Source organism: Elioraea thermophila (ex Habib et al. 2022) (genome assembly GCF_003336755.1).
GTDB lineage: Bacteria > Pseudomonadota > Alphaproteobacteria > Acetobacterales > Acetobacteraceae > Elioraea > Elioraea thermophila.
The window spans coordinates 142,124-162,951 of sequence record NZ_QMDI01000005.1; the positions used below are offsets into that span (position 1 = coordinate 142,124).

A 20,828-nucleotide genomic window follows, 5' to 3' on the forward strand; every position below is an offset into this window, starting at 1 on the left:
GGGCGGCGTCGGCTCTAGGGTCGCGCCATGCGCACCGTTTCTCGCCTGATCGCCCTGCTGTTTGCCCTCGCGGCCGCCATCGGCCCCGCCGCCGCCCAGCAACGGGCGGAACCGCACCAGGCGCCCACCAACCCGACGCAGGCGCTGTTCGATGCCATCAATCTCGGCGACCTCGACGAGGTGCGGGCCGCCGTCGCCGCCGGGGCCAACATCGCAGCGCGCAACGTGCTCGGCCTCACCCCGCTCGACTTGGCACTCGATCTCGGCCAGACGGACATCGCCTTCTTCCTCATGTCGCTCGGGCGGGCGCCGACCCGGGCGCAACCGCCCGAGCCCGCCGCGCCGCGCGCGCCGGCACCCATCCCGCCCGTGGCGGGACGTGGGCAGGCCCGGCCCGTGCCAGTGCCGGTGACCCCTGCGCCGGCCGCCGCCGTGCCCACCGCGCCGTTGTGGCGTGGCGATGGCGGTGCGCCCGTGCCCGAAGCCGGGTTCCTCGGTTTCGATGCCGGCCGCCCCGCGGGGGCGAGGCCGCCGGCAGCGGATCGGCCGCGCGGCTGAGCCGCAGCGCGTCGATCACTCCATCATCCCGCTGGCTCGGACGAATGGATCGCGTCTCGGCGATGCGAGCCGCCCTGAGGTCCCCGCTCAGCGGCAAGCGGCCCGGCCGCACTGGCTGCCGGCACTGACCCCAAGTCAGCGTGCCTTGGCCGGCCGCCCGGCGCGACGCTCCCGCGAAGGAACCCCTCCCTACCCCCGTGCGGCGAACCGCGCAGGACGCAGCAAGCGGGCGATGCCGCGCCTAGCGAGGCCGACCGCCCTCCTCGTCGCGGCCGCGCCGGCCATAGTCGGCGAAGCGGCGCAGCACCTCCGCCATCTCCGCCTCATCGAGCAGGACCGGCGCGCCGACGCTGCGCACGACAGCGTATTGTTTGGCGAGGATTTCCACCTCGTGCGCCCGCGCGACCGCCTCCTCGAGATCGCGCCCGAGCGCGACCACGCCGTGATTGGCGAGCAGGCACGCCATGCGTCCTTCGAGCGCGCGCAAAGCCGCCTGCGACAGCGCTTCGGTGCCGAAGGTGGCATACGTGGCGCACGGGATGTCGGTCCCACCTGCGATCGCCACCATGTAGTGGAAGGCCGGGATCGGGCTACGCAGGCAGGACAGCGCCGTCGCGTAGGTCGAGTGCGTGTGGACGACGGCGCCGATCTCCGGGCGCGCCGCCAGCAGGTCGCGGTGCAGGCGCCACTCCGTCGACGGCCGCGCCGCCCCTCGCCACGAGCCGTCCTCGCGCATCGCCACCACGTCGTCCTCGGCCAAGGCGCCGAGGGGGGCGCCGGAGGCGGTGATGAGCAGGCCGCCGTCGCGCCGTACCGACACGTTGCCCGAAGTGCCCTGTGTGAGCCCGAGTTCCGCCAGGCGATGGCAGGCGCGCACCAGCGCGCGCCGCAGGGCCTCCTCAGCTTCCCGTCGTTCCGACATGTGCGACGCGTTCCGCCTTCTGCCGATGCCGAAGTCCAGCAGGAGGGAGCCCGCCATCAGCGGACCTCCAGCACAGCCGGTCGCGCCTGCTGCGCGCTATCGATCCCGTCGATCACCACGCGATTCCGTCCTCCCGCCTTGGCGGCATAGGCCGCGCGATCGGCGGCGGCAAGCAGAGCCTTGGCATCGCCGAGGCTGGTCGGCACCGCGGCCGCGGCACCGACCGAAACGGTGACGACACCGTGCGGCGACCGCTCGTGCAGGATCATCAGGTCGGCGACGGCTGACCGCGCTCGCTCGCCGACCTTTGCCGCGCCTACGGCGTCCGCCCCCGGCAGAAGGATGGCGAATTCCTCGCCGCCGAGACGCGCGACCAGGTCGTTCGGGCGGAGCGGCAAGGCGGAGAGCGCGTGGGCGACACGGACGAGGCAGCGATCGCCCTCCAGGTGGCCGTAGGTGTCGTTGAACCACTTGAAGTGATCGACGTCGATGATGAGGAGGCCGAAGGGTTCCCCCGTCTGCCGCCCCCGCTCCCAGGCCTGGGCGAGGGCGGCGTCGAAAGCGCGACGGTTGGCGATGCCCGTCAGCGGGTCGCGCTGGGCGAGATCGGCGAGCCGGCGATTGATCTCGGAGAGCGACGCCTCACGGCGGAGGATCTCGTCCACCATGCGGGCGAAGGCGCGGCGCAACGTCTCGAGTTCGCCGAACAGGGGCCCGCGCGGCAGGGCGGTCGGTCGGCCTCCCTCCTCCACCTCCTCGGCCGAGCGCGCAAGGGCGAGCAGGGGCAGGACAACCACGCGCCGTGCGGCGAGAACGGACAACCCGGCGCCCAGGAGCGCGACGCCGATCATCAGCGCAAGCACATCGCGGAACCGGGCATTCGCCGGTTTCGTCACCACTTCGAGAGGCTCAGTGAGAACAATGCGGATCCCGCCCGTGAGCAGCGGAGTGAGACCGGCGATCAGGCTCGTGCCGCCCTCTTCCCGCATGATCTGAACCGGGGCGCCACCGTCGCGATGGGGCCGCAAAGCGATGGTCTGCCCTTTTCGCTTCCGGTCCGGCCACGCCGCCACGATGCGGTTGTCGCGATCGACGAGGAACACTTCGATGGTGGGGTCGTCCAGCGATGAGGGGTCGGTGACGATCTCCCCCAAGCGACGCGCCAGACCGTCGATGTCGAGGGCGGCGGCGATGATCGCGGGCTCGTCTCCCCGGCCGGGCAGAGCGGCGCTCGGGCCGAGGCGGCGTGCCACCGGCAGCACGAGCATGGCCGCGGTGCGCGCCACCAGGGGCTCGCCCACCGAGAGGGAGTCCTGTTCGCGCGCCCGTTGGATGTATGGCCGATCCGACAGGTCGATGCCGTGCCCGCGCCCGGAGGAGGAGCAGATCACCCGCCCGTCCCGCCCGAGCAGGAGAGAGCTCATGACGAAGGGATGGGAATCGACTTCGCGACGCAACAGCGCCTCGCACGAGGCCCGATCCCCGGACGCCAGGGACACGAGCGTCGGCTCGACGGCAAGGCTGCGTTCGACCGCGAGCAACATCTGGCCATAGAGGCCTGAGCCGAGCTGGGCCCCCTGCGCCAGCCGGTCGGCGGCGCGGGACACCACCTCGTCGCGCGAAGCGGCGGCGAACCACCACGCAAGCAGGAGGGTCGGCAACAGGGCGAGCAGAATGAGCCCCGCCACCGCCAACCCGACGCCGCCCAGACGGCCTGAACCCCGTGCGTCGATCACGCCCTTCTCCCCGACCGAGTCGGGAGAATGAAACGACCCTCCGGTTAACGATCGGCGAAGGCCGCTCCGTGCCGCCGCCCCGGCGGCGCTAATACCGCGTCAGCCACCCGTCCGCACGCGCTCGCGGGCAAGGAGGCCCTGCGCGATCAACGCCTCGGCGATCTGCACCGCGTTCAGCGCCGCCCCCTTGCGCAGGTTGTCGGCCACACACCAGAAGGCGAGGCCATTCGGCACGGTCGGGTCCTTGCGCAGGCGCGAGACGAAGACGTCGTCCTCGCCGGCCGCCTCGATGGGGGTGACGTAGCCGCCGTCCTCGCGGCGATCCACCACGCTCACCCCCGGGGCGCGCCGCAGCGCCTCGCGCGCCTCCGCCACCGTGATCGGGCGCTCGAACTCGACATGCACCGCCTCGGCATGGCCGACGAAGACGGGAACGCGCACGCAGGTGGCGATCACCGCGATGTCGGGATCCAGGATCTTCCGCGTCTCCACCGCCATCTTCCACTCCTCCTTGGTCGCGCCGTCGTCGAGGAAGCGGTCGATGTGCGGGATGACGTTGAACGCGATCGGCTTGGTGAACTGCTGCGGCGTCGCGGGGTCGTTGACGAAGACACCCTTGGTCTGGGCGTAGAGCTCGTCCATCGCCTCCTTGCCCGCACCCGAGACCGACTGGTAGGTCGCCACCGACACCCGCTTGACCCGCGCGAGGTCGTGCAGGGGCTTCAGCGCCACCACCATCTGGATGGTGGAGCAGTTCGGGTTGGCGATGATGTTGCGCTTGCGGAAGCCGGCGAGCGCTTGAGGGTTCACTTCCGGCACCACGAGCGGCACGTCGGGCTCCATGCGGAAGTGGCTGGTGTTGTCGATCACCACGCAGCCGGCGGCCGCGGCACGGGGCGCATGTTCGGCCGAGACCGCAGCACCTGGGCTGAACAGGCCGATGTCGATGCCGCGGAAGTCGAAGGTCTCGAGGTTGCGTACCGTCAGCGTGCGATGCTCGCCGTAGCTCACCGGCTGCCCGGCGGAGCGGCCGGAGGCGAGCGCGACCACCTCGTCGGCCGGAAAGTTGCGCTCGGCGAGGGTCTTCAGCATCTCGCGCCCGACCGCGCCCGTCGCCCCGACCACAGCGACCCGATAGCCCATCGCCCGCTCCTCCGTCCCACCCGGCCGAAACCGCGCGACTGTTAGGGGCGGGGCGGGGCCGGTGCAAGCGGCCGAGCCTGCGCCGGCGGCAGGGCGGAGGCGAGGATGACGCCGAGGGTGAGGATCGCGATGCCGGCGGTCTCCATCAGCGACGGCACCTCGCCGAGGGCGATGATGCCGAACACCGCGGTCAAGGTCGGAGTCAGGGCGCCGACCGCCGCCGCCCGCGTCGCCCCGACCAGAACCAAGCCCCGGTTGAACAGGATCACCGAGACGGTCGCGCCGAGCACGCCGTGCAGCAGGCCCTGCACCGCCACCTCCCAAGGCGGCGCGGCAAGAAAACGGGGGCCGACGAGGAGGAGATAGGGTAGCGAAAACGCGACGGCCGAACCGACGACGGAGAGCGTGACCGCATCGAGCACGCCGACGCGCGCACCCCGCACGGCCACCGTGTAGGCCGCCCAGAGAAGCCCTGCCGCCGTGAACAGCAAGTGGCCGATCCAGGCCTGCAGCCCCCAAATCCCATCCAGGCTCGCCAGCACGATCGCCGCCGCCCCCGCCGCGATCAGCGCGAGCCCGGCGAGGCGGCGTCGCGGCAGCGGCTCGCCGATCAGCGCCCAGGCGAGGAAACCGGTGAACACGGCGCCGAGCGGGCTCGTCATCGCTCCCCCGTGCGCGGCAGGGGCGAAGGCGAGCCCGCCCGTGTTGCACAGCGAGAAAGCAAAACCGGAGCCGAGCACCACGCCGGCGAGAGCCACGGGCTTGACCCGCCACAGGGCCAGCCCCCGCCGCAGCGCGTGCGGGGCCATCAGCCCTGCCGCGACCAGGAAGCGCAGCGCGACGATGTCGGCCGTGCCGAGGCTCGCCTCGAGGAAAAGGAACCGGGTGCCGACCGCCCAGCCGGCCCAGATCGCCACCGCGGCGACGAGCGCGGCCCAGCCGAGGATCGCCTCGCGGGACGAGGCCCCGGCTTGGCGGGGCACGAAACCGGACACGCCGGGGAAAAGGGGCCAGCCCGAGCGCGACCGGCCCCGAACCCGATCAGGCGGCGACCAGGTTGTCCGGGATGCGGTGGCCGTTCTCGCGGAACCAGCGCGCCGCCCCGGGGTGGAAGGGCAGGAAGCTGTTCTTGCCCACGTTCTCCGGCACCGTCTCGCGCGCCGCCGCCACCGCCTGCACCATCGCCGCGTTCTGCGTCATCACCGCCTTGACGATCTCGTAGACGAGATCCTCCGGCAGAGAGCGGTGGCAGACCGCGAAGTTGAACATGCCGACGATGGTCATCGGCCCCGGAACCGAACGGTAGGTGCCGGCCGGGATCGTGCCCTTGGAGAGCTCCGGCATCGCCTTGGTGATGGTTTCGGCCTGAGCGTCGGTGAAGCCGAAGATGCGCACCTGCTGGCTCGTTTCGATCTCGCTGAAGGACGGGATCGGCGCGCCGGCGGCGAAGCAGAAGCAGTCGAGCAGCCCGTCGGCGAGCTGCCCGGTGAGGTCGGAGGCGGAAGCGAACCGGATCGCGGAGGGTGTGACGCCGAGAGTGCGCAGGATCAGCGGATAATAGGTGCCCGGCGTGCCGCCGCGCGGCCCCACACCGACGGAGCGGCCGTTCAGCTGGCTGTGGTCGGAGATGCCCGACCGCGCCAGGGCGACCGCATGGAACGGCGTGTCGTACATCGGAAAGAGGGCGCGGATGTCGCGGAAGCGGTTGCCCTGCGTCCACTCGCCCGTGCCTTCCCAGGCCTGCAGGGCGACCCCCATGGTGACCATGCCGAGCTCGATCTGCCGCGTCTGCAGCAGCACGATGTTCTGGTTCGGGCCCTGGGTGGTGCGGTAGCTGATGTTCACCCCCGTCGCCGCCTGGACGAGCTGGCCCCAGGCCGGGCCGTAGATGGCGTAGGTGCCGCCCGGCGCGGCCGTGCCCATGGTGAGGGCCCGCGGCCAGGTGGGGTTGCGCGGCTGGCCCCACACGGCAGGGGCGGCGAGCCCCGAACCGAGCAGGCCGGACGAGACGAGCAGCGTGCGGCGGTTGATCGCCATGGCGTGACCTCCCTCGAGAGAGCGGCGGGCGGTGCGCCGCCGGATCGTGTTTCCCAGCGCACAGATTGGGCGAACCGAGCCGCCCGGGAAAGGGGGCTCACGCATCCGGCAGCCTCCAGGGCGCAGGTGGCACGGCGGAAAGCCGGACCACGTCGCCCGGCCGAGGAGAGGCGCCGGTCGTCTCCAGCGTGATCGGGCCCGCCGCCGCCCCCGCGACCACGACGCGGACGCGATCGCCGAGGAAGAACGCCGCCTCGACCCGCCCCGTGAGCGTGCCCTCGGGGTCGAGGCGGAGCTCCTCGGGGCGGGCGGCGGCAAGGACGGGACCCGGCGCGAGCCCGTTCGCAGGCAGGCTGCCGCCGTGGAGATGCAGCTTTCCGTCGCGCACCTCGCCCGCCAGCACGTTCAGCGTGCCGACGAATTCGGCGACAAAGCGCGTGGCGGGGCGGCGGTAGATCTCCTCGGGCGCGCCCACCTGCTCCACCCGCCCCGCGCGCATCACCGCCACCCGATCGCCGAGCGCCATCGCCTCCGCCTGGTCATGGGTGACGAAGACCGCGGTGATGCCGAGCTCGCGCAACAGGCCGGCGAGTTCGACGCGCAACTCCTCGCGCAGCTTGGCATCCAGCGCCGTAAGCGGTTCGTCGAGCAGCAGCACCGCGGGTTCGACCGCGAGGGCGCGGGCGAGTGCCACGCGCTGCCGCTGGCCGCCCGAGAGCTGATCGACCCTGCGGTGCGCGAGTTCGGGGATGCGCATCATCGCAAGCCAGCGGGAGACGCGCGCCTCCCGTTCCGCGCGGGGAACGTTGCGCAGCCTGAGGCCGTAGCCGACGTTGCCGGCGACGTCGAGGTTCGGAAAGAGGGCGTAGGACTGGAACACCATCCCGACGTTGCGCCGCTCGATCGGGGTGTCCGTCACGTCGCGGCCGTCGAACAGCACGCGCCCGGGGCGATCGGGCCGGACAAGGCCCGCGATGAGGCGCAACAGCGTGGTCTTGCCGCAGCCAGAAGGGCCGAGCACGGCGAGCGTCTCGCCCGGGTTGATGGCGAGATCGGTGGGAAGCAGCGCCCGCGTGCCGTCGGCGTGGGTGAAGGCGCAGGCGCGAAGGTCGACGGCGATACTCATCGCGTCGGCGCGAGACCGAAGGCGCGGTCGGAGGCCCACTGGAGGGCGACGAGCAGGGGAATGAGGAGGATGAGGAAGACGAGGGTGAAGGCCGAGCCGATTTCGAGCCGCATCGAGGCGTAGGAGTCCGCGAGCCCCACGGGCAGAGTCATGGTGAAGGGCGTGTGCAGCATCAGCGTCATGTTGAACTCGCCCAAGGAGAGGGTGAGGACCATCAGGCTGCCCGCCAGGATGCCGGGGGCGGCGTTCGGCAACACGACGGTGCGGAACCGGGCGAGAAGCCCGGCGCCGAGCGAGCGCGCCGCCTCCTCGAGCGTCGGGAGATCGACTGCCAGCATCACGGCCAGGGTCGATCGCACCATGAAGGGGAGCGTGAACAACACGTGCCCGACCAGGATGAAACTCCAATGCGTGCGGAAATCCCCCACCGCCCCCCAGGCGAGGATGAGCGCGAGGCCGGTCGCGATGCCGGGGATGGCCACGGGGATCACCAACGCCTCCTCGGCGAGCCGCGCGACCCGCCCCGAATGACGCGCCAGCGCGTAGGCGACCGGCACGCCGAGCAGAAGGGTCGAGACCAGCGTGGCGAGCGCGATGCCGACCGAAAGCCCGATGGTGTGGGCGTAAAGGTCGAGCACGCGCTCGACCCAGACGAGAGTGACGCCGCTCGCGATGATGCCGCGCTGATAGTTCACCGTGACGCCCGCGAGCACGGAGAGCACGACGGGAAAGATGAGGAAGACCGCGACGAGGACCGTGAACGCGAGGCCCGCCGCGAACCCCGCGCCGCGACGACGCGTCATCCCGCCGCCGCCACCGCACCACCCGCAGCCGTGCGCGCGGCCGCGAGCACGGCCCAGGTGATGGCGCCGAGCAGGAAGGAAAGCGCGGCGGCGACCGCGATGTTCGCCCCCACGGTGAACTCGGCGTAGATCACCATCGGCAGCACGTCGATGCGCGTCGCCAGGGTGAAGGCGGTGCCGAACGCACCCATGGCGGTGGCGAAACAGATCGCGCCGGCGGCGAGGAAGGCGCCCTTGAGCCCAGGCAAGATCACGTCGCGCACGACGGCCCACGGCGAGGCGCCGAGCGAGCGTGCCGCCTCCTCGAGCGCGGGGTCGAGCTTCTCGGCCGCCGCCATCACGGTCAGCACCGTGCGCGGGATGGAGAAGTAGAGATAGCCCACGAACAACCCGGCGAGCGAGTAGGCGAAGACGAGACGCTCGCCGGTGAGCGCGAGCGTCACTTCGCCGATCACGCCCTGCCGGCCGGCGAGCAGGATCACCATGAAGCCGATGACCACACCGGGGAAGGCGAGCGGCAGGGTGAGGAAGGCGGTGAGCAGCCTCCGGCCGCGGAACCGGTTCCGCGCCAGGAACACGCCGGCGATGCCGGAGATGACGAGGGTGGCCGCGGTGACCGAGGCCGCGAGCGCCACCGTCTTCCAGAGGCTCGCGAGGTAGCGGTCGTCGGTGAGGATGATCGCGTAGGTCGCCCAGCCCTCGGGCCCCGTCGCGCCGGTGCGCAGCATCAGCGCGAGGGGCAGGAGGAAGAAGGCGGCGAGGAAGGCGATCGCCGGGGCGACCAGGAGAGCGAGGGCGAGCCGGTCGCGGCCCATCGCGGGGGCTCAGCGACGGCGGCGGAAGCGGGCGGAAAGCCTGCGCAGGAACGGACGACGCCGGCGAACGGGCGGCAGGGGGGGCAGTTCGTCGAACAACGCGATCATGCCGGAACGGGAGCGTGGCGATGGCGCAACGGTGTGGTCGGGGAACGGTTCAGGCGCCGACTTCCGCGCGGTAGCGCGCGACCGCCGCATCTTGGGTGGCGACCATGCGCGCGATGTCCACGGGCTTGGCGCGGGCGTACTCGGAGGCCGGCAGGAAGCGCGCGGCGACCTCCGCCGGCAGGGCGACGTTCGGGCGCGCGGGCCGGAGATAGGCGTTCGCCCAAATCCGCTGCCCCTCGTCGGAGAGGGTGAAGTCGAGCACGCGCTTGCCATTCTCGGGGTTCGGGCCGTTCGCGACCAGGCCCATGATGTAGGGGAAGCTGATCGTGCCTTCCTTCGGCAGCACGAAACGGCAAGGGGCACGGTCGGTGAACTGCGCGCGCATGGCGTTGAAGTCGTAGTCGAACAGGATCGGGATCTCGCCGGACACGACGCGAGCGTAGGCCGTCTGAGTGGGGATGATCGGATTGTTCGCCTTCAGTTGCGCGAAGAAGCGGATGCCGGGGCTGAAGTCGTCGTAGGAGCCGCCGAGGGCGAGGTTGACGGCGAAGAGACCCACCTGGCCGACGGCGGCCGAGACCGGGTTCAGGTAGCCCACCTTGCCGCGATAGCGGGGGTCGAGCAGGTCCTGCCAGCCGGACGGGACCGGAACGTTCCGCCCGAGCGCCTCGGTGTTGACGAAGAGGCCCAGGGTGCCGGAGTGGATGGCGAACCAGTACCCTTGAGGGTCCTTCATCCCCTCGGGCACCTCCTCGATCAGCTTCGGGAAGTAGGGCGCAAGCACCCCCGCCTCGACCGCACGCGGACCGAAATTGCCGCCAAAATACGCGACATCGGCGACGGGCTTCGCCTTCTCCGCGATCAGCGCGGCCAGCGTCTGGCCCGAGTTCTTGTTGTCGTGCGGCATGATGATGCCGAGCCGGTCGCGGATTGCGCGGAGCGCCGAGGCCCAGTCGGCCCATTCGGGCGGGCAGTTGTAGCAGACGGCGCGATTGCCCTGCGCAGCAGCGGGCGTGCGCAGGGCCGAGGCAGCGGCGAGCACGGCGGGGGCGGCGAGCAGCGCGCGGCGACGCATGGGGCATCTCCTGTGGCGACGCCGCATGCCTAGCCGGCGAGCGCGACAGCCGCGTTGCGCTTTCGTGACGGAATGATGAAGTCGCGCGAGCGCGAATGTCTCGGCGCGGATGTCAGCGTCTCGTCATCGGCCCTTCATCGGCGGTCAACGCTTGGTGTTGCACAACCGGGGCGTGTCAGCGGAGTTCGCCATGACCTTCGTTCACCGCCCGCTCGCCGAGACCTTGGCCGCCACGCTGCTCGGCGCGCCGTATCGGCTGCCGCAGCGGACCACGGTGATTCATGGCGCCACGGCTTCACCCGCGCAGGATGACGCGGCGACGTGCGCCTCGGCGGCCGAGCCGGGATCGGCAAGTGCCAGCCGCACGGAGCCGAAGGCGGAGCCGACCGCAGCGCGCTGAACCCCACGAGGCCTCTTACGCTGCCGCCCGCGCGCGGTTTTTTCGCGCCTTGGGTCAGATCCTGCCGTGGCAGTGCTTGTACTTCTTGCCCGACCCGCAGGGGCACGGCGCATTGCGCGGCGTGGCGTGCCAAGTCGAGGGGTCGGCGGGATCGACCCGCGTCTGCCGCGCTCGCGCGGGCCGCGTCAGCACCGCCGTGCCGCCATTGCCCTCCGCTGGTTCGAGCGCGCCCGCCTCACCCGGATCGAGCCTGGTCTCGTGCACGCCGCGCGAGAACAGGATCGGCTCGGGTGGTGGGGCGGGCGGGGCGAGTTCGACTCGCGCGAGCAGGGCGGTCACGCGCTCGCGCAGATGCGCCAGCATCTGGTTGAACAGCACGAAGGCTTCCTGCTTGTACTCGTTCAGGGGGTCGCGCTGGCCGTAGGCGCGAAGCCCGATCCCCTGGCGCAGATGATCGAGCAGAAGGAGGTGCTCCTTCCACACCTGATCGAGCATCTGCAGCAGCACCGACTTCTCGATCTGGCGCATCAGGTCGGGGCCGAACTCGGCCGTTTTGCGCGCCATCAGCGTATCGGCCGCCTTGACGATGCGGTCGCGGATGTCGGCGTCGTCGATGCCTTCCTCCTTCGCCCAGTCCTCGACCGGCAGGTCGAGGTTGAACAGTCGCTGCACGTCGGCCTTCAGCCCGGCGGCATCCCACTGTTCGGGCATCGCGTTCTCGGGGATGCGCTTGGCGACGATGTCCTCGATCACCTCGTGGCGCATCTCGACGATGGTGGCGGAGACGTCGTTCGCCTTCATGAACTCGCGCCGCTGCGCGTACACCTCGCGGCGCTGGTCGTTCATCACGTTGTCGTACTTGAGAAGGTTCTTGCGCATGTCGAAGTTGCGCGCTTCGACCTTCTTCTGCGCCTTCTCGAGCGCCTTGTTGATCCAGGGGTGGACGATCGCCTCGCCCTCCTTCAGCCCGAGCCGCTCGAGCATGCCGCCCATGCGGTCCGAGCCGAAGATGCGCATCAGGTCGTCCTCGAGCGAGAGGAAGAACTTCGACTCGCCCGGATCGCCTTGGCGGCCAGAGCGGCCGCGCAGCTGGTTGTCGATGCGTCGGCTCTCGTGGCGTTCCGTACCGACGACATAGAGACCGCCGGCCTGCTTCACGATCTCGCGGTTGCGCGCCACCTCTTCGCGGATGGCGGCCGCCCGCGCCTCCTTCTCGGGCCCGTCCGGCATGTTCGCGAGCTCGAGGCGGATGCGCATCTCGGCATTGCCGCCGAGCTGGATGTCCGTGCCTCGGCCGGCCATGTTGGTCGCCACCGTCACCGCGCCGGGGGCGCCGGCCTGGGCGATGATGTAGGCCTCCTGCTCGTGGAAGCGCGCATTCAGCACCTGGTGCGGAATGTTCCGCTTTTTCAAGAGCGCGCTCACCTGCTCGCTCTTCTCGATCGAGGTCGTGCCCATCAGCACCGGCTGGTTCCTCGCCCGGCACTCCTCGATCAGCCTGATCACCGCCTCGTACTTCTCGCGCGCGGTCTTGTAGACCTCATCGTCGTGGTCCTTGCGGATCACCGGCAGGTTGGTCGGGATCTCGACCACGGCGAGGTTGTAGATCTCGAGGAACTCGTCGGCCTCGGTCGCCGCCGTGCCGGTCATGCCGGCGAGCTTGGGATAGAGACGGAAGTAGTTCTGGAAGGTGATCGAGGCGAGGGTCTGGTTCTCGGGCTGGACCGGCACGCCTTCCTTCGCCTCGAGCGCCTGGTGCAGACCGTCCGAGTAGCGGCGGCCCTCCATCATGCGCCCGGTGAACTCGTCGATCAGCACGATCTTGTCGACCCCGTCGCGCGGGTCGCGTCGCACCACGTAATCGACGTCGCGGCGGAACAGCGTGTGCGCGCGCAACGACTGGTTGAGATGGTGCACGATGGTGATGTTGGCCGCGTCGTAGAGGTTGCCCTCACGCAGGATGCCCGCCTCGCGCAGCATGCGCTCGGCGCGTTCGGTGCCGTCCTCCGTCAGCGTCACCGTGCGGAACTTCTCGTCCTTCTCGTAAGTGCCCGCATCGCGCACGAGCTCGCGCACCACCGCGTCGACCTGGCGGTAGAGTTCGGAGGAGTCGTCGGCGGGCCCGGAGATGATGAGCGGCGTGCGCGCCTCGTCGATGAGGATGGAGTCGACCTCGTCCACGATCGCGTAGTGGAAGTCCCGCTGCACCATGTCCTCGAAGCGGTACTTCATGTTGTCGCGGAGGTAGTCGAAGCCGAACTCGTTGTTGGTGCCGTAGGTGATGTCGCAGGCGTAGGCCGCGCGGCGCTCCTCGTCGGTCAGTCCGTGCACAATGACGCCGACCGAGAGGCCGAGGAAGCGGTAGATCTGGCCCATCCACTCGGCGTCGCGACGGGCGAGGTAGTCGTTGACGGTGACGACGTGCACGCCCTTGCCGGTGAGCGCGTTGAGGTAGGCCGGTAGCGTGGCGACCAGCGTCTTGCCTTCGCCGGTCTTCATCTCGGCGATCTTGCCCTCGTGCAGCACCATGCCGCCGATCAGCTGCACGTCGAAGTGGCGCTGGCCGAGGGTGCGCTTGGCCGCCTCGCGCACGGTGGCGAAGGCCTCGGGCAGCAGGTCGTCGAGCGTCTCGCCCTGTGCGAGCCGCTCGCGGAAGCGGACGGTCTGCGCGGCGAGTTCGGCGTCGCTCAGCGCCGCCATCTTGGGTTCGAGCGCGTTGATGGCGGGAACGCGCTTGCGATAGGCCTTCAGCGCGCGATCGTTCTGGGTGCCGAGGATGGCGCGGGCGAGACGGGCGAACATGCGATCAGGCGTCCTCGGGTTGCGTGCGGTCTCATCCGCCGTCGGGCCGGCGATGGCAATCACGTCGCGGCGGCCCCGACGATCGCCATTCGGGCGTCGGGCCGAGCGGCACGTCGGGTGCTTAGTCGCGCTTCCCCGGCAGCGTCAATGCACGGCTCCGCTACGCCGCGGCGAAGACGGACGGCGACCGGAATGGGCGACACCGCCATCGCCATTCGGGCGCGCCACAATCACGGACGACTGTAGGCGCCCTGCCCACCAATCTGCTTTACCAGAGCGAAAGTAAGATGCTCATTGTTTTTCGTCCCGTCCCCTTCTTAAAGGTTGCTTAGCAGGTCAGCGTGCATAGGGCACCTCGCAAGTGACGAGTTATGATTGGGATTCTCGCGGCATGGTTGCAGGCGCATTATCGCTCGCGAAAGGGAGGCCGGACGAAGTCGAACCTTCGGCCGTACCGCTCACCAACGCCGTATGCCTCCCGCTCTGTGTCGATCTCGACGGCACGCTGCTGCGCACGAATATCCTCGTCGAGGGGCTGGTCCGCCTTGGTCTCGGCCGGCGCCTCGCCCAGGCGGCGTTGGCGCTGGCACGCGGGCGCGCCGCGTTCAAGGCGGCGGTGGCGGAGCGTGCGCCGGTCCACCGGTCGCGCCTGCCGTACCACCAGTCACTCCTCGCCTAGCTCGCGGAGCAGAAGCGGGGCGGCCGTCGGCTCGTGCTGGCGACGGCGGCGAACGAACGGGTCGCGCATGCGATCGCCGACCATCTCGGCCTGTTCGACGAGGTGATCGCGTCCGGCACGGAGCACAACCTCGAGGGTTCGGCGAAGGCGGCCGCCGTGGTCGCCCGGTTCGGCGAAAGGGGCTTCTCCTATGCCGGGGACAGCGCCGCGGGCGCCGCGGTCTGGCGGCAGGCAGGAGCCGCCGTGCTGGTTGGCCCGGCGGCGCGCCGGCCGCCTCCCCTTCGCCCTCGGTTGCTGTCGAGGCTCGGTTCGACGATGGTCGCGGCGAAGCGTTGCGCCATGCAGTGCGCGCGCTCCGGCGACACCAGTGGTCGAAGAACCTGCTCGTCTTCGTGCCGCTGATCGCTGCCGGCCAGTTCGACGACTGTTCTGGCTGGCTGCCATCGGCGCCTTCCTCGCCTTCTGTGCCGCCGCTTCGGCAGTCTACTTGGTCAACGACCTCACCGACCTCGACGCCGACCGGTCGCATGCGACGAAGCGCCATCGCCCGTTCGCCTCCGGCGCGCTGCCGCTGTCCTGGGGCGTAGCGCTCGCGCCCGTCCTCGGCCTGGTCGCCATCCTCGTCGCGGCCCTGCTCGACGTCCTGCCGCACCTCGTCCTCTATGGCGCCGCCTCGAGCCTCTCTTCCGCCGTGTTGAAGACGTTGCCGCTGGTCGACGTCTTCACCCTCTCCGCCGTCTACGGCCTGCGCATGATCGCGGGCGGGGCGGCCAGCGGCCATCCGGTGTCGAAGTGGCTGTTCGCCTTCTCCGGCTTCCTCTTCCTGGGCCTCGCCCTGATGAAGCGCGTCGCCGAACTGGGGGCCCGGCAGGGCAACGGATACGTCGCGCGACGCGGCTACATGGGCGGTGATCGTGAGATGCTCGCCCTGTTTGGGGTGGCGTCCGCGTTCTCGGCCGCGATCGTGCTTGCCCTGTTCATGCAGTCCGCCACCGCCGAGGAGCGCTTTCCCTCTCCTCTCCTCCTGTTTGGTCTTGGTCCACTCGCGCTGTTCTGGCTCTGCCGGATGTGGCTCTCCACCGCCCGCGGCCACATGCTGGAAGATCCGATCGTCTACGCGGCGAAGGACTGGGTGAGTTGGCTGGTGGTCGCGGCGGCCGTGGTCCTGCTCCTTTCTGCCCGGTCGGGCCTGACGAGCGCATCGACGATCGCCGTCTGAGCGTAGGCTTTCCGCCAAGATCTCGGCTGCCGGATTCGATCTCCTACCGCAAGCCAGCGTTCAGCATGCGATCTGGTCTTGTCCCGCAGCATCGAAGTGAGCGGAGCACCGAATGCAAACAGGAAGAATTGGCCTGAACTCCCTGTTCAATGTCTTTTCCTTTGCCACATCCGCGCTCGTGGCGGTCCTCGTTTGGCTACTCTCCGGATCGATGCGTGATACTTCACTCTCGGCGGAGTTGACATCCGTCAATGTCTATTTCGAGTCGGACATACCCTTCACCCTTCGATTTTGGGTCGTGGGGTCCGTCCCGGCTGCCACGAGCAACGTGGTCCACCCCCTGTACGGGGCGGTCACGTGGTTCGGAGGCGCCGTATCCCGCCACGCGGGCCTTCCGATCGGGTTGTCGCTCAGAGCCTTGCTCAGCGCTTCGGCTACGCTTTCGGCCGTGCTCATGGCATGGACGGCACGTGGGGTCGGTGCGTCTCCGTTTGCCGCCGCCCTGACTGTCGCGACGGCCGCAGCGACGGCGGCGTTCACGCATTGGGCGAGCGCCATCGAACATTTTGCATTGTCCATACCGACAATTGCTCTGCCTTTCTCTGTGTTAGCAATTACGGGCTCAAATAACTTTGTGACATGGGTCCTCATAGATTGTCTTTCTGGCAGCATGACAATCACCAACGCCGTCAGTGGCGGGATTTCTGCGCTCCTTCGGCTCGGCTGGAGCCGTGCGATCGTAGTAACATTTGGTGGCATCTCCCTTCTTGCCACCTTGAATTTCTTTTGGACTGCGCAATTGACATCACTCGCTGCGTCTTCGCTGCTCAAAAATTTTTTTCTTGATCAAAGAACACCTGCTTGTGTTCACACACGACCTTGGAGCTGCCGGAAGCAGCCCCCGAGCATGGAACAAGCCTTATCCCTTTTCGCTATCTGATCGTATCGCAGCCCTCCTGATCTACACGGTCGTCGCGCCGCCCCCCAACTTCGCAACAACAATTATTTGCCGCCATACTCTCCGGCCATCGTCGACTATGATTCGGCGCCGCTCCTGTCGCTCGGCGTCAGCGGCATGCTCGCCGCGGCGTGCTTCGGCGCTCTCGCTGTGCTCGGTGTCGTCTCCGCGGCCCGCTCGCCACGCCGCGACGTTGCCGTCGCCGCGATCGGCTTTCTGCTCTTCCACACGGCATTCCATTTGGTCTGGGGCGAGATCGTCCTCCTCTACGTGGCGCATGCCGTGCCCTCCCTCGCCGCCATCGTCGCCTTCGCCCTCGCCGGGCCCTGGCGCCGCGCCGCCACTGCCCTCGCCCTCGCCTTCGTCCTGGTCGGCGGCCCACACAACATCGCCCGGTTCCGCGAGGCCGCCGACCTCGCCACCCTCATCGCCCGCATCAACCGCGTCGGCGCCGAACCATAAGCCCCGCCTCCGAGGCGTCCTCTGCCGCGCTTGCGGCGTGCCCCGCGCGGGCCCATGATCCCGCCGCTGCGCCGCAACCCGAGAGCCGTTCCCATGCCCCGACACGCCGCGCTCGCCGCCCTGGTGGCGACGATCCTCCTCGCTGCCGGAAGCCCCGCCCCGGCCCAACTGCAGCCCACCGCCTCCGACCCCGTCGTCGCGCGCGTGGACGGGACCGAAATCCGACTTTCCGACGTCACCGAAGCCGCCCGCCGCTTGCCCGAACAGTTCCAGGGCATGCCGCCGCAGATCCTCTACCCTCTCTTGATCGACCAGCTGATCAGCGAAACGGTCGTCACCCAGGCGGGGCGGCGCGAACGCCTGCACGAGGCGCCGGAACTGCGCCGCCAACTCGCCCGGCTGGAGGATCGGCTGATCCAGCAGGCCCTGATCGCGCGCGAGATCGACGCCAAGGTCACCGACGAGGTGCTGCGCGAACGCTACCGCCGCGAGATCGCCGACAAGCCGGCTGAGGCCGAGGTGCGCGCCCGCCACATCCTGCTCGCCACCGAAACGGAAGCGCGCGCCGTGCTGGCCGAACTCGCCCGCGGAGCGGACTTCGCCGCCCTTGCCCGGGAGAGGAGCCGCGGCCCCGGCGCGGCGGAAGGTGGCGATTTGGGCTTCTTCAAGCGCGACGAGATGCCCGAGGCCTTCGCCGAGGCCGCCTTCGCCCTCGCCCCCGGCCAGGTCTCGCCCGCCCCGGTGCGCACGCAGTTCGGTTGGCACGTGATCAAGGTCGAGGAACGGCGCGAACAGCCCCGCCCCAGCTTCGAGGAGGCGCGGGAGGACCTCCGTCGCGCCGCCGCCGAAGAGGCGGCCGAGGCGTTGATCGAACGCCTGCGCGCCGCCGCCCGCATCGAACGCTTCGGCCTGGACGGCTCGCCGCTGCGCTGACCCCGCGCCCACTTCGCCCGCCTGCCCCCGATGGCAAACGCCGTCTCGCCCCTCGCCGTCCCGCTCCCCCCCCTGCCGCCGATCGCCGGCGTCACCCTCGGCGCCACCGCCGCCGGCATCCGCTACCGCGGGCGGGACGACGTGATGATGATGGCCTTCGCCCCGGGCACCGCGGTCGCCGGCGTGTTCACGCGCAACCGCTGCCCCGGCGCGCCGATCGACTGGTGCCGCGCCGCCCTCGCCGCGGGCCGCGCGCGGGCTCTCGTCGTCAATGCCGGCAACGCCAACGTCTTCACCGGCCGGCTCGGCCGCGAAGCGTGCGACCGCACCGCCCGCGCCGCCGCCGACCTTCTCGGCTGCCGCCCGCGCGAGGTGTTCCTCGCCTCCACCGGCGTCATCGGCCAGCTCTTGCCGGTCGAGAAGATCGAGGCCGTCCTGCCCGACCTGGCGCGAAGTCTGACGGCGGATGCTTGGGAGCGTGCCGCGCGGGCGATCATGACCACCGATACCTTCCCGAAAGGAGCGGTGCGCACGGCGCGCATCGGCGACACGGCCGTCACCATCGCCGGCATCGCCAAGGGCAGCGGCATGATCGCGCCCGATCTCGCCACCATGCTCTGTTTCCTCGCCACCGACGCGAAGATTCCCGCCCCCGCCTTGCAGCGCCTGCTCGCGCGCGGGGTGGAGCGCTCGTTCAACCGCACCACGGTCGATTCCGACACCTCGACCTCGGATACGGTGCTGCTGTTCGCCACCGGCCAGGCGAAACACCCGCGCGTGCCGGCGCAAGGGGGCCCTCTCCTGCGCGATTTCGCCCGCGCCCTGAACGAGGTGCTGCAGGATCTCGCCCTCGCCGTGGTGCGCGACGGCGAAGGGGCACAGAAGCTGATCCGCATCGACGTCTCAGGCGCAACCTCGCCGCGCTCGGCCAAGCGCGTGGCTCTTGCCATCGCCAACTCGCCCCTGGTGAAGACGGCGATCGCCGGCGAGGATGCGAACTGGGGCCGCATCGTGATGGCGGTGGGCAAGGCGGGGGAACCCGCCGATCGCGACCGGCTTTCGGTCGCCATCGGCGGGGTGTGGATGGCGCGCGACGGCTCGGTCGTGCCCGACTATGACGAGACGCCGGTGGTTGCGCACATGAAGGGGCGCGAGATCGCGATCGCGGTCGATCTCGGCCTCGGCCGCGGCCGCGCCACCGTCTGGACCTGCGATCTGACGCACGGCTACATCGACATCAATGGCAGCTACCGGAGCTGACGTGCTGCAGCCGCGGGCGGAGCAAGGGGCGGCGCTCGTCAGCGACCGTCTCCGCTTGCGCCCGATCCGCGCCGACGATGCTGCCCTCCTGCACCGCCTGATCAACGACTGGGACGTCGCACGCCACCTCGGCGCCGTTCCCTTTCCCTATCCGCGCGCCGAGCTCGAGGCGTGGATCGCGCGCACGGCGGAGGATCGCGCGGCGGGACGCGCCTGGCATCTCGCCATTGCCACGCGCGAGGACGATCGACCGATCGGGGTGGCGGCGCTCACGCGCGAGGAGGCGCGAACGGCGCGGCTCGGCTACTGGATCGGGCGCCCATTCTGGCGCCAGGGCTATGCCCGCGAGGCCGCGGGGCGTCTCGTTCGCCACGCCTTCGATGATCTCGGCTTCGAAACACTCGTCGCCTACGTCGCCGACGACAACGACGCCTCCGTGCGCGTGCTGGAACGGCTCGGCTTTCGCTTCACCCACGAGGCGGAACACGACTTCCTCTCCCGCGGCGGCGCCTTCCCGGTGCGCTGGTTCCGCCTCACCCGCGCGGACGCCCTGCGTGCCGCGGGCTTCGGCGCCGGCGCACCCGGCGTGGCGCGCCCGCTCGTACTCGTCGCCGCCGTTGCCCTGATCGATGCCGACGGCCGCGTCCTCCTCGCCCGCCGCCCGCAGGGCAAGGCGCTCGCCGGACTTTGGGAATTTCCGGGCGGCAAGCTGCGCGAAGGCGAGACGCCCGAGGCCGCGCTGATCCGCGAACTCGCCGAGGAGCTCGGCATCGACGTCGCCGCCTCGTGCCTCGCCCCCTTCGCCTTCGCAAGCCACGCCTACGAAACGTTCCACCTCCTGATGCCGCTCTATCTCTGCCGGCGCTGGCGCGGTGTGGTGAAGCCGCTCGAGGGGCAGGAGCTCGCCTGGGTGAAGCCGAACAGGCTCGCCGAATATCCCATGCCGCCAGCCGACGTGCCGCTCGTCGCCATGTTGAGGGATTACCTGTGACCACGCCCGACCCGCGCCCGACCGCGGCGATCATCATCATCGGCGACGAGGTGCTGTCGGGCCGAACGCACGACTCGAATCTCCCCTATCTCGCGCGACGCCTGGGCGAATTGGGCATTCGCCTGGTCGAAGCGCGCGTGGTGCCGGATCAGCGGGAGGCGATCGTGCGCGCGGTGAACGAGCTGCGCGCACGCAACGATTACGTCTTCACCACGGGTGGCATCGGCCCCACCCACGACGACATCACCGCGGAAAGCATCGCGGCGGCCTTCGGCGTGCCGTGGGAGCGCAACGAGGAGGCTTGGCGCATTCTTGCCGAGGACTACGCCAAGCGCGGCGTGGAGTTCAACGAAGCCCGCCAGCGGATGGCGATGATGCCGCGCGGGGCAACGCTCGTGCGTTGCGAGGCGGTGGCGGCGCCCGGGTTCCGCATCGGCAACGTGTTCGTCTTCGCCGGCGTGCCGCGCATCATGCAGTCGATGTTCGAGGCGGTGGCACCGACGCTGGCGGGCGGGCCGCCCACGGTGAGCCGCACGGTACACGCCATCGGCGCGCTTGAGGGACAGATCGCAAAGCGCCTTGCCGCCATTCAGGCCGAGCACCCGACGGTCGCCATCGGCAGTTATCCGTTCTACCGCGACCCGGGTGGGGTCGCGATCGTCGCGCGCGGCACCGACCGCGCGGCGGTGGATGCCGCGATCGCTGCCGTCAGCGCGATGTTCCGCGACTTCGGCTTCGAACCCCGAGAGGGCGAACCGCCACCTGCATGAAGGGGGGCACGCTCCCGCGCCGCCCTCGCCC

General features: G+C 70.1%; 20 protein-coding genes. 10 read left to right on the forward strand and 10 right to left on the reverse strand.

Translation table 11 applies throughout. The annotated features are described in order from the left end of the window. Positions 1-27: 27 nt before the first annotated feature. Complete coding sequence (locus DWB05_RS08835; protein ID WP_114376836.1) at positions 28-558, forward strand: ankyrin repeat domain-containing protein; 531 nt, start codon at positions 28-30, stop codon at positions 556-558. A 241-nt stretch (positions 559-799) separates the two neighbouring features. Here DWB05_RS08835 and DWB05_RS08840 read toward each other — a convergent pair whose 3' ends face one another. The 9 genes from DWB05_RS08840 to DWB05_RS08880 all read right to left on the reverse strand — a co-directional run bounded on the left by DWB05_RS08840 (position 800) and on the right by DWB05_RS08880 (position 10,323). Next, the gene (locus DWB05_RS08840) at positions 800-1,537 is read right to left on the reverse strand and encodes a class II aldolase/adducin family protein (protein ID WP_232818476.1); all 738 of its coding nucleotides are present in this window, start codon (positions 1,535-1,537) and stop codon (positions 800-802) included. After that, positions 1,537-3,216 (reverse strand): diguanylate cyclase domain-containing protein, encoded by a 1,680-nt coding sequence (locus tag DWB05_RS08845; protein ID WP_114376837.1) that lies wholly within the window; start codon positions 3,214-3,216, stop codon positions 1,537-1,539. The genes DWB05_RS08840 and DWB05_RS08845 overlap by 1 nt, the downstream gene beginning before the upstream one ends. Before the next feature lie 99 nt (positions 3,217-3,315). Continuing rightward, positions 3,316-4,359 (reverse strand): aspartate-semialdehyde dehydrogenase, encoded by a 1,044-nt coding sequence (locus tag DWB05_RS08850; protein ID WP_114376838.1) that lies wholly within the window; start codon positions 4,357-4,359, stop codon positions 3,316-3,318. A gap of 41 nt (positions 4,360-4,400) precedes the next feature. Continuing rightward, a complete protein-coding gene (locus tag DWB05_RS08855) occupies positions 4,401-5,342 on the reverse strand; it encodes a DMT family transporter (RefSeq protein ID WP_198669119.1) in 942 nt (313 codons plus the stop codon). Positions 5,343-5,400: 58 nt separating this feature from the next. Continuing rightward, positions 5,401-6,396: a TAXI family TRAP transporter solute-binding subunit gene (locus tag DWB05_RS08860; RefSeq protein WP_114376840.1), complete on the reverse strand. Its 996-nt coding sequence runs from the start codon at positions 6,394-6,396 to the stop codon at positions 5,401-5,403. 97 nt (positions 6,397-6,493) lie between these two features. Beyond that, positions 6,494-7,522, reverse strand: a complete 1,029-nt coding sequence (locus tag DWB05_RS08865; protein ID WP_114376841.1) for an ABC transporter ATP-binding protein — start codon at positions 7,520-7,522, stop codon at positions 6,494-6,496. Further along, the gene (locus DWB05_RS08870; RefSeq protein ID WP_114376842.1) at positions 7,519-8,325 is read right to left on the reverse strand and encodes an ABC transporter permease; all 807 of its coding nucleotides are present in this window, start codon (positions 8,323-8,325) and stop codon (positions 7,519-7,521) included. The genes DWB05_RS08865 and DWB05_RS08870 overlap by 4 nt, the downstream gene beginning before the upstream one ends. Next, on the reverse strand, positions 8,322-9,140 hold the full coding sequence (locus DWB05_RS08875) for an ABC transporter permease (RefSeq protein WP_114376843.1): 819 nt from the start codon (positions 9,138-9,140) through the stop codon (positions 8,322-8,324). Before DWB05_RS08875 ends, DWB05_RS08870 begins: the two co-directional genes overlap by 4 nt. A gap of 157 nt (positions 9,141-9,297) precedes the next feature. Further along, a complete protein-coding gene (locus DWB05_RS08880; RefSeq protein ID WP_114376844.1) occupies positions 9,298-10,323 on the reverse strand; it encodes an extracellular solute-binding protein in 1,026 nt (341 codons plus the stop codon). A 190-nt stretch (positions 10,324-10,513) separates the two neighbouring features. Between DWB05_RS08880 and DWB05_RS08885 the strand changes: the two genes are divergently transcribed. Then, the gene (locus tag DWB05_RS08885) at positions 10,514-10,723 is read left to right on the forward strand and encodes a hypothetical protein (protein WP_114376845.1); all 210 of its coding nucleotides are present in this window, start codon (positions 10,514-10,516) and stop codon (positions 10,721-10,723) included. Between the two features lie 54 nt (positions 10,724-10,777). On the opposite strand, the gene secA is transcribed toward DWB05_RS08885, so the two are convergent. Then, complete coding sequence (secA, locus tag DWB05_RS08890; RefSeq protein WP_114376846.1) at positions 10,778-13,525, reverse strand: preprotein translocase subunit SecA; 2,748 nt, start codon at positions 13,523-13,525, stop codon at positions 10,778-10,780. A 391-nt stretch (positions 13,526-13,916) separates the two neighbouring features. Here secA and DWB05_RS08895 point away from each other — a divergent pair, with 391 nt between their 5' ends. The 8 genes from DWB05_RS08895 (at position 13,917) to DWB05_RS08925 (ending at position 20,797) form a co-directional block, all read left to right on the forward strand. Beyond that, positions 13,917-14,204: a hypothetical protein gene (locus DWB05_RS08895; protein ID WP_114376847.1), complete on the forward strand. Its 288-nt coding sequence runs from the start codon at positions 13,917-13,919 to the stop codon at positions 14,202-14,204. A 33-nt stretch (positions 14,205-14,237) separates the two neighbouring features. Next, positions 14,238-14,606, forward strand: a complete 369-nt coding sequence (locus tag DWB05_RS14670) for a hypothetical protein (RefSeq protein ID WP_157967141.1) — start codon at positions 14,238-14,240, stop codon at positions 14,604-14,606. After that, the gene (locus DWB05_RS08900) at positions 14,572-15,423 is read left to right on the forward strand and encodes a UbiA family prenyltransferase (RefSeq protein WP_157967142.1); all 852 of its coding nucleotides are present in this window, start codon (positions 14,572-14,574) and stop codon (positions 15,421-15,423) included. Before DWB05_RS14670 ends, DWB05_RS08900 begins: the two co-directional genes overlap by 35 nt. A gap of 1,006 nt (positions 15,424-16,429) precedes the next feature. Further along, entirely contained in the window at positions 16,430-16,843 is a 414-nt protein-coding gene (locus DWB05_RS08905) for a hypothetical protein (RefSeq protein WP_114376849.1), read from the forward strand. Between the two features lie 93 nt (positions 16,844-16,936). Beyond that, positions 16,937-17,776 carry a peptidylprolyl isomerase gene (locus DWB05_RS08910; RefSeq protein ID WP_114376850.1) on the forward strand — a complete coding sequence of 280 codons (840 nt, stop codon included), beginning with the start codon at positions 16,937-16,939 and terminating at the stop codon, positions 17,774-17,776. 30 nt (positions 17,777-17,806) lie between these two features. Continuing rightward, complete coding sequence (gene argJ / locus DWB05_RS08915; protein ID WP_114376851.1) at positions 17,807-19,036, forward strand: bifunctional glutamate N-acetyltransferase/amino-acid acetyltransferase ArgJ; 1,230 nt, start codon at positions 17,807-17,809, stop codon at positions 19,034-19,036. Then, on the forward strand, positions 19,017-20,027 hold the full coding sequence (locus tag DWB05_RS15225; RefSeq protein WP_114376852.1) for a bifunctional GNAT family N-acetyltransferase/(deoxy)nucleoside triphosphate pyrophosphohydrolase: 1,011 nt from the start codon (positions 19,017-19,019) through the stop codon (positions 20,025-20,027). Before argJ ends, DWB05_RS15225 begins: the two co-directional genes overlap by 20 nt. Continuing rightward, the gene (locus DWB05_RS08925; RefSeq protein WP_114376853.1) at positions 20,024-20,797 is read left to right on the forward strand and encodes a competence/damage-inducible protein A; all 774 of its coding nucleotides are present in this window, start codon (positions 20,024-20,026) and stop codon (positions 20,795-20,797) included. The genes DWB05_RS15225 and DWB05_RS08925 overlap by 4 nt, the downstream gene beginning before the upstream one ends. The last annotated feature ends 31 nt before the right edge of the window (positions 20,798-20,828 follow it).

Bases quoted from the DNA above. Each gene is read 5' to 3' on its own strand.
- DWB05_RS08835 (WP_114376836.1), top strand. From the start codon at position 28: ATGCGCACCGTTTCTCGCCTGATCGCCCTGCTGTTTGCCCTCGCGGCC.
- DWB05_RS08840 (WP_232818476.1), bottom strand. From the start codon at position 1,537: ATGGCGGGCTCCCTCCTGCTGGACTTCGGCATCGGCAGAAGGCGGAAC.
- DWB05_RS08850 (WP_114376838.1), bottom strand. From the start codon at position 4,359: ATGGGCTATCGGGTCGCTGTGGTCGGGGCGACGGGCGCGGTCGGGCGC.
- DWB05_RS08860 (WP_114376840.1), bottom strand. From the start codon at position 6,396: ATGGCGATCAACCGCCGCACGCTGCTCGTCTCGTCCGGCCTGCTCGGT.
- DWB05_RS08865 (WP_114376841.1), bottom strand. From the start codon at position 7,522: ATGAGTATCGCCGTCGACCTTCGCGCCTGCGCCTTCACCCACGCCGAC.
- DWB05_RS08870 (WP_114376842.1), bottom strand. From the start codon at position 8,325: ATGACGCGTCGTCGCGGCGCGGGGTTCGCGGCGGGCCTCGCGTTCACG.
- DWB05_RS08875 (WP_114376843.1), bottom strand. From the start codon at position 9,140: ATGGGCCGCGACCGGCTCGCCCTCGCTCTCCTGGTCGCCCCGGCGATC.
- DWB05_RS08880 (WP_114376844.1), bottom strand. From the start codon at position 10,323: ATGCGTCGCCGCGCGCTGCTCGCCGCCCCCGCCGTGCTCGCCGCTGCC.
- DWB05_RS08885 (WP_114376845.1), top strand. From the start codon at position 10,514: ATGACCTTCGTTCACCGCCCGCTCGCCGAGACCTTGGCCGCCACGCTG.
- secA (WP_114376846.1), bottom strand. From the start codon at position 13,525: ATGTTCGCCCGTCTCGCCCGCGCCATCCTCGGCACCCAGAACGATCGC.
- DWB05_RS08895 (WP_114376847.1), top strand. From the start codon at position 13,917: ATGGTTGCAGGCGCATTATCGCTCGCGAAAGGGAGGCCGGACGAAGTC.
- DWB05_RS08910 (WP_114376850.1), top strand. From the start codon at position 16,937: ATGCCCCGACACGCCGCGCTCGCCGCCCTGGTGGCGACGATCCTCCTC.
- argJ (WP_114376851.1), top strand. From the start codon at position 17,807: ATGGCAAACGCCGTCTCGCCCCTCGCCGTCCCGCTCCCCCCCCTGCCG.
- DWB05_RS15225 (WP_114376852.1), top strand. From the start codon at position 19,017: ATGGCAGCTACCGGAGCTGACGTGCTGCAGCCGCGGGCGGAGCAAGGG.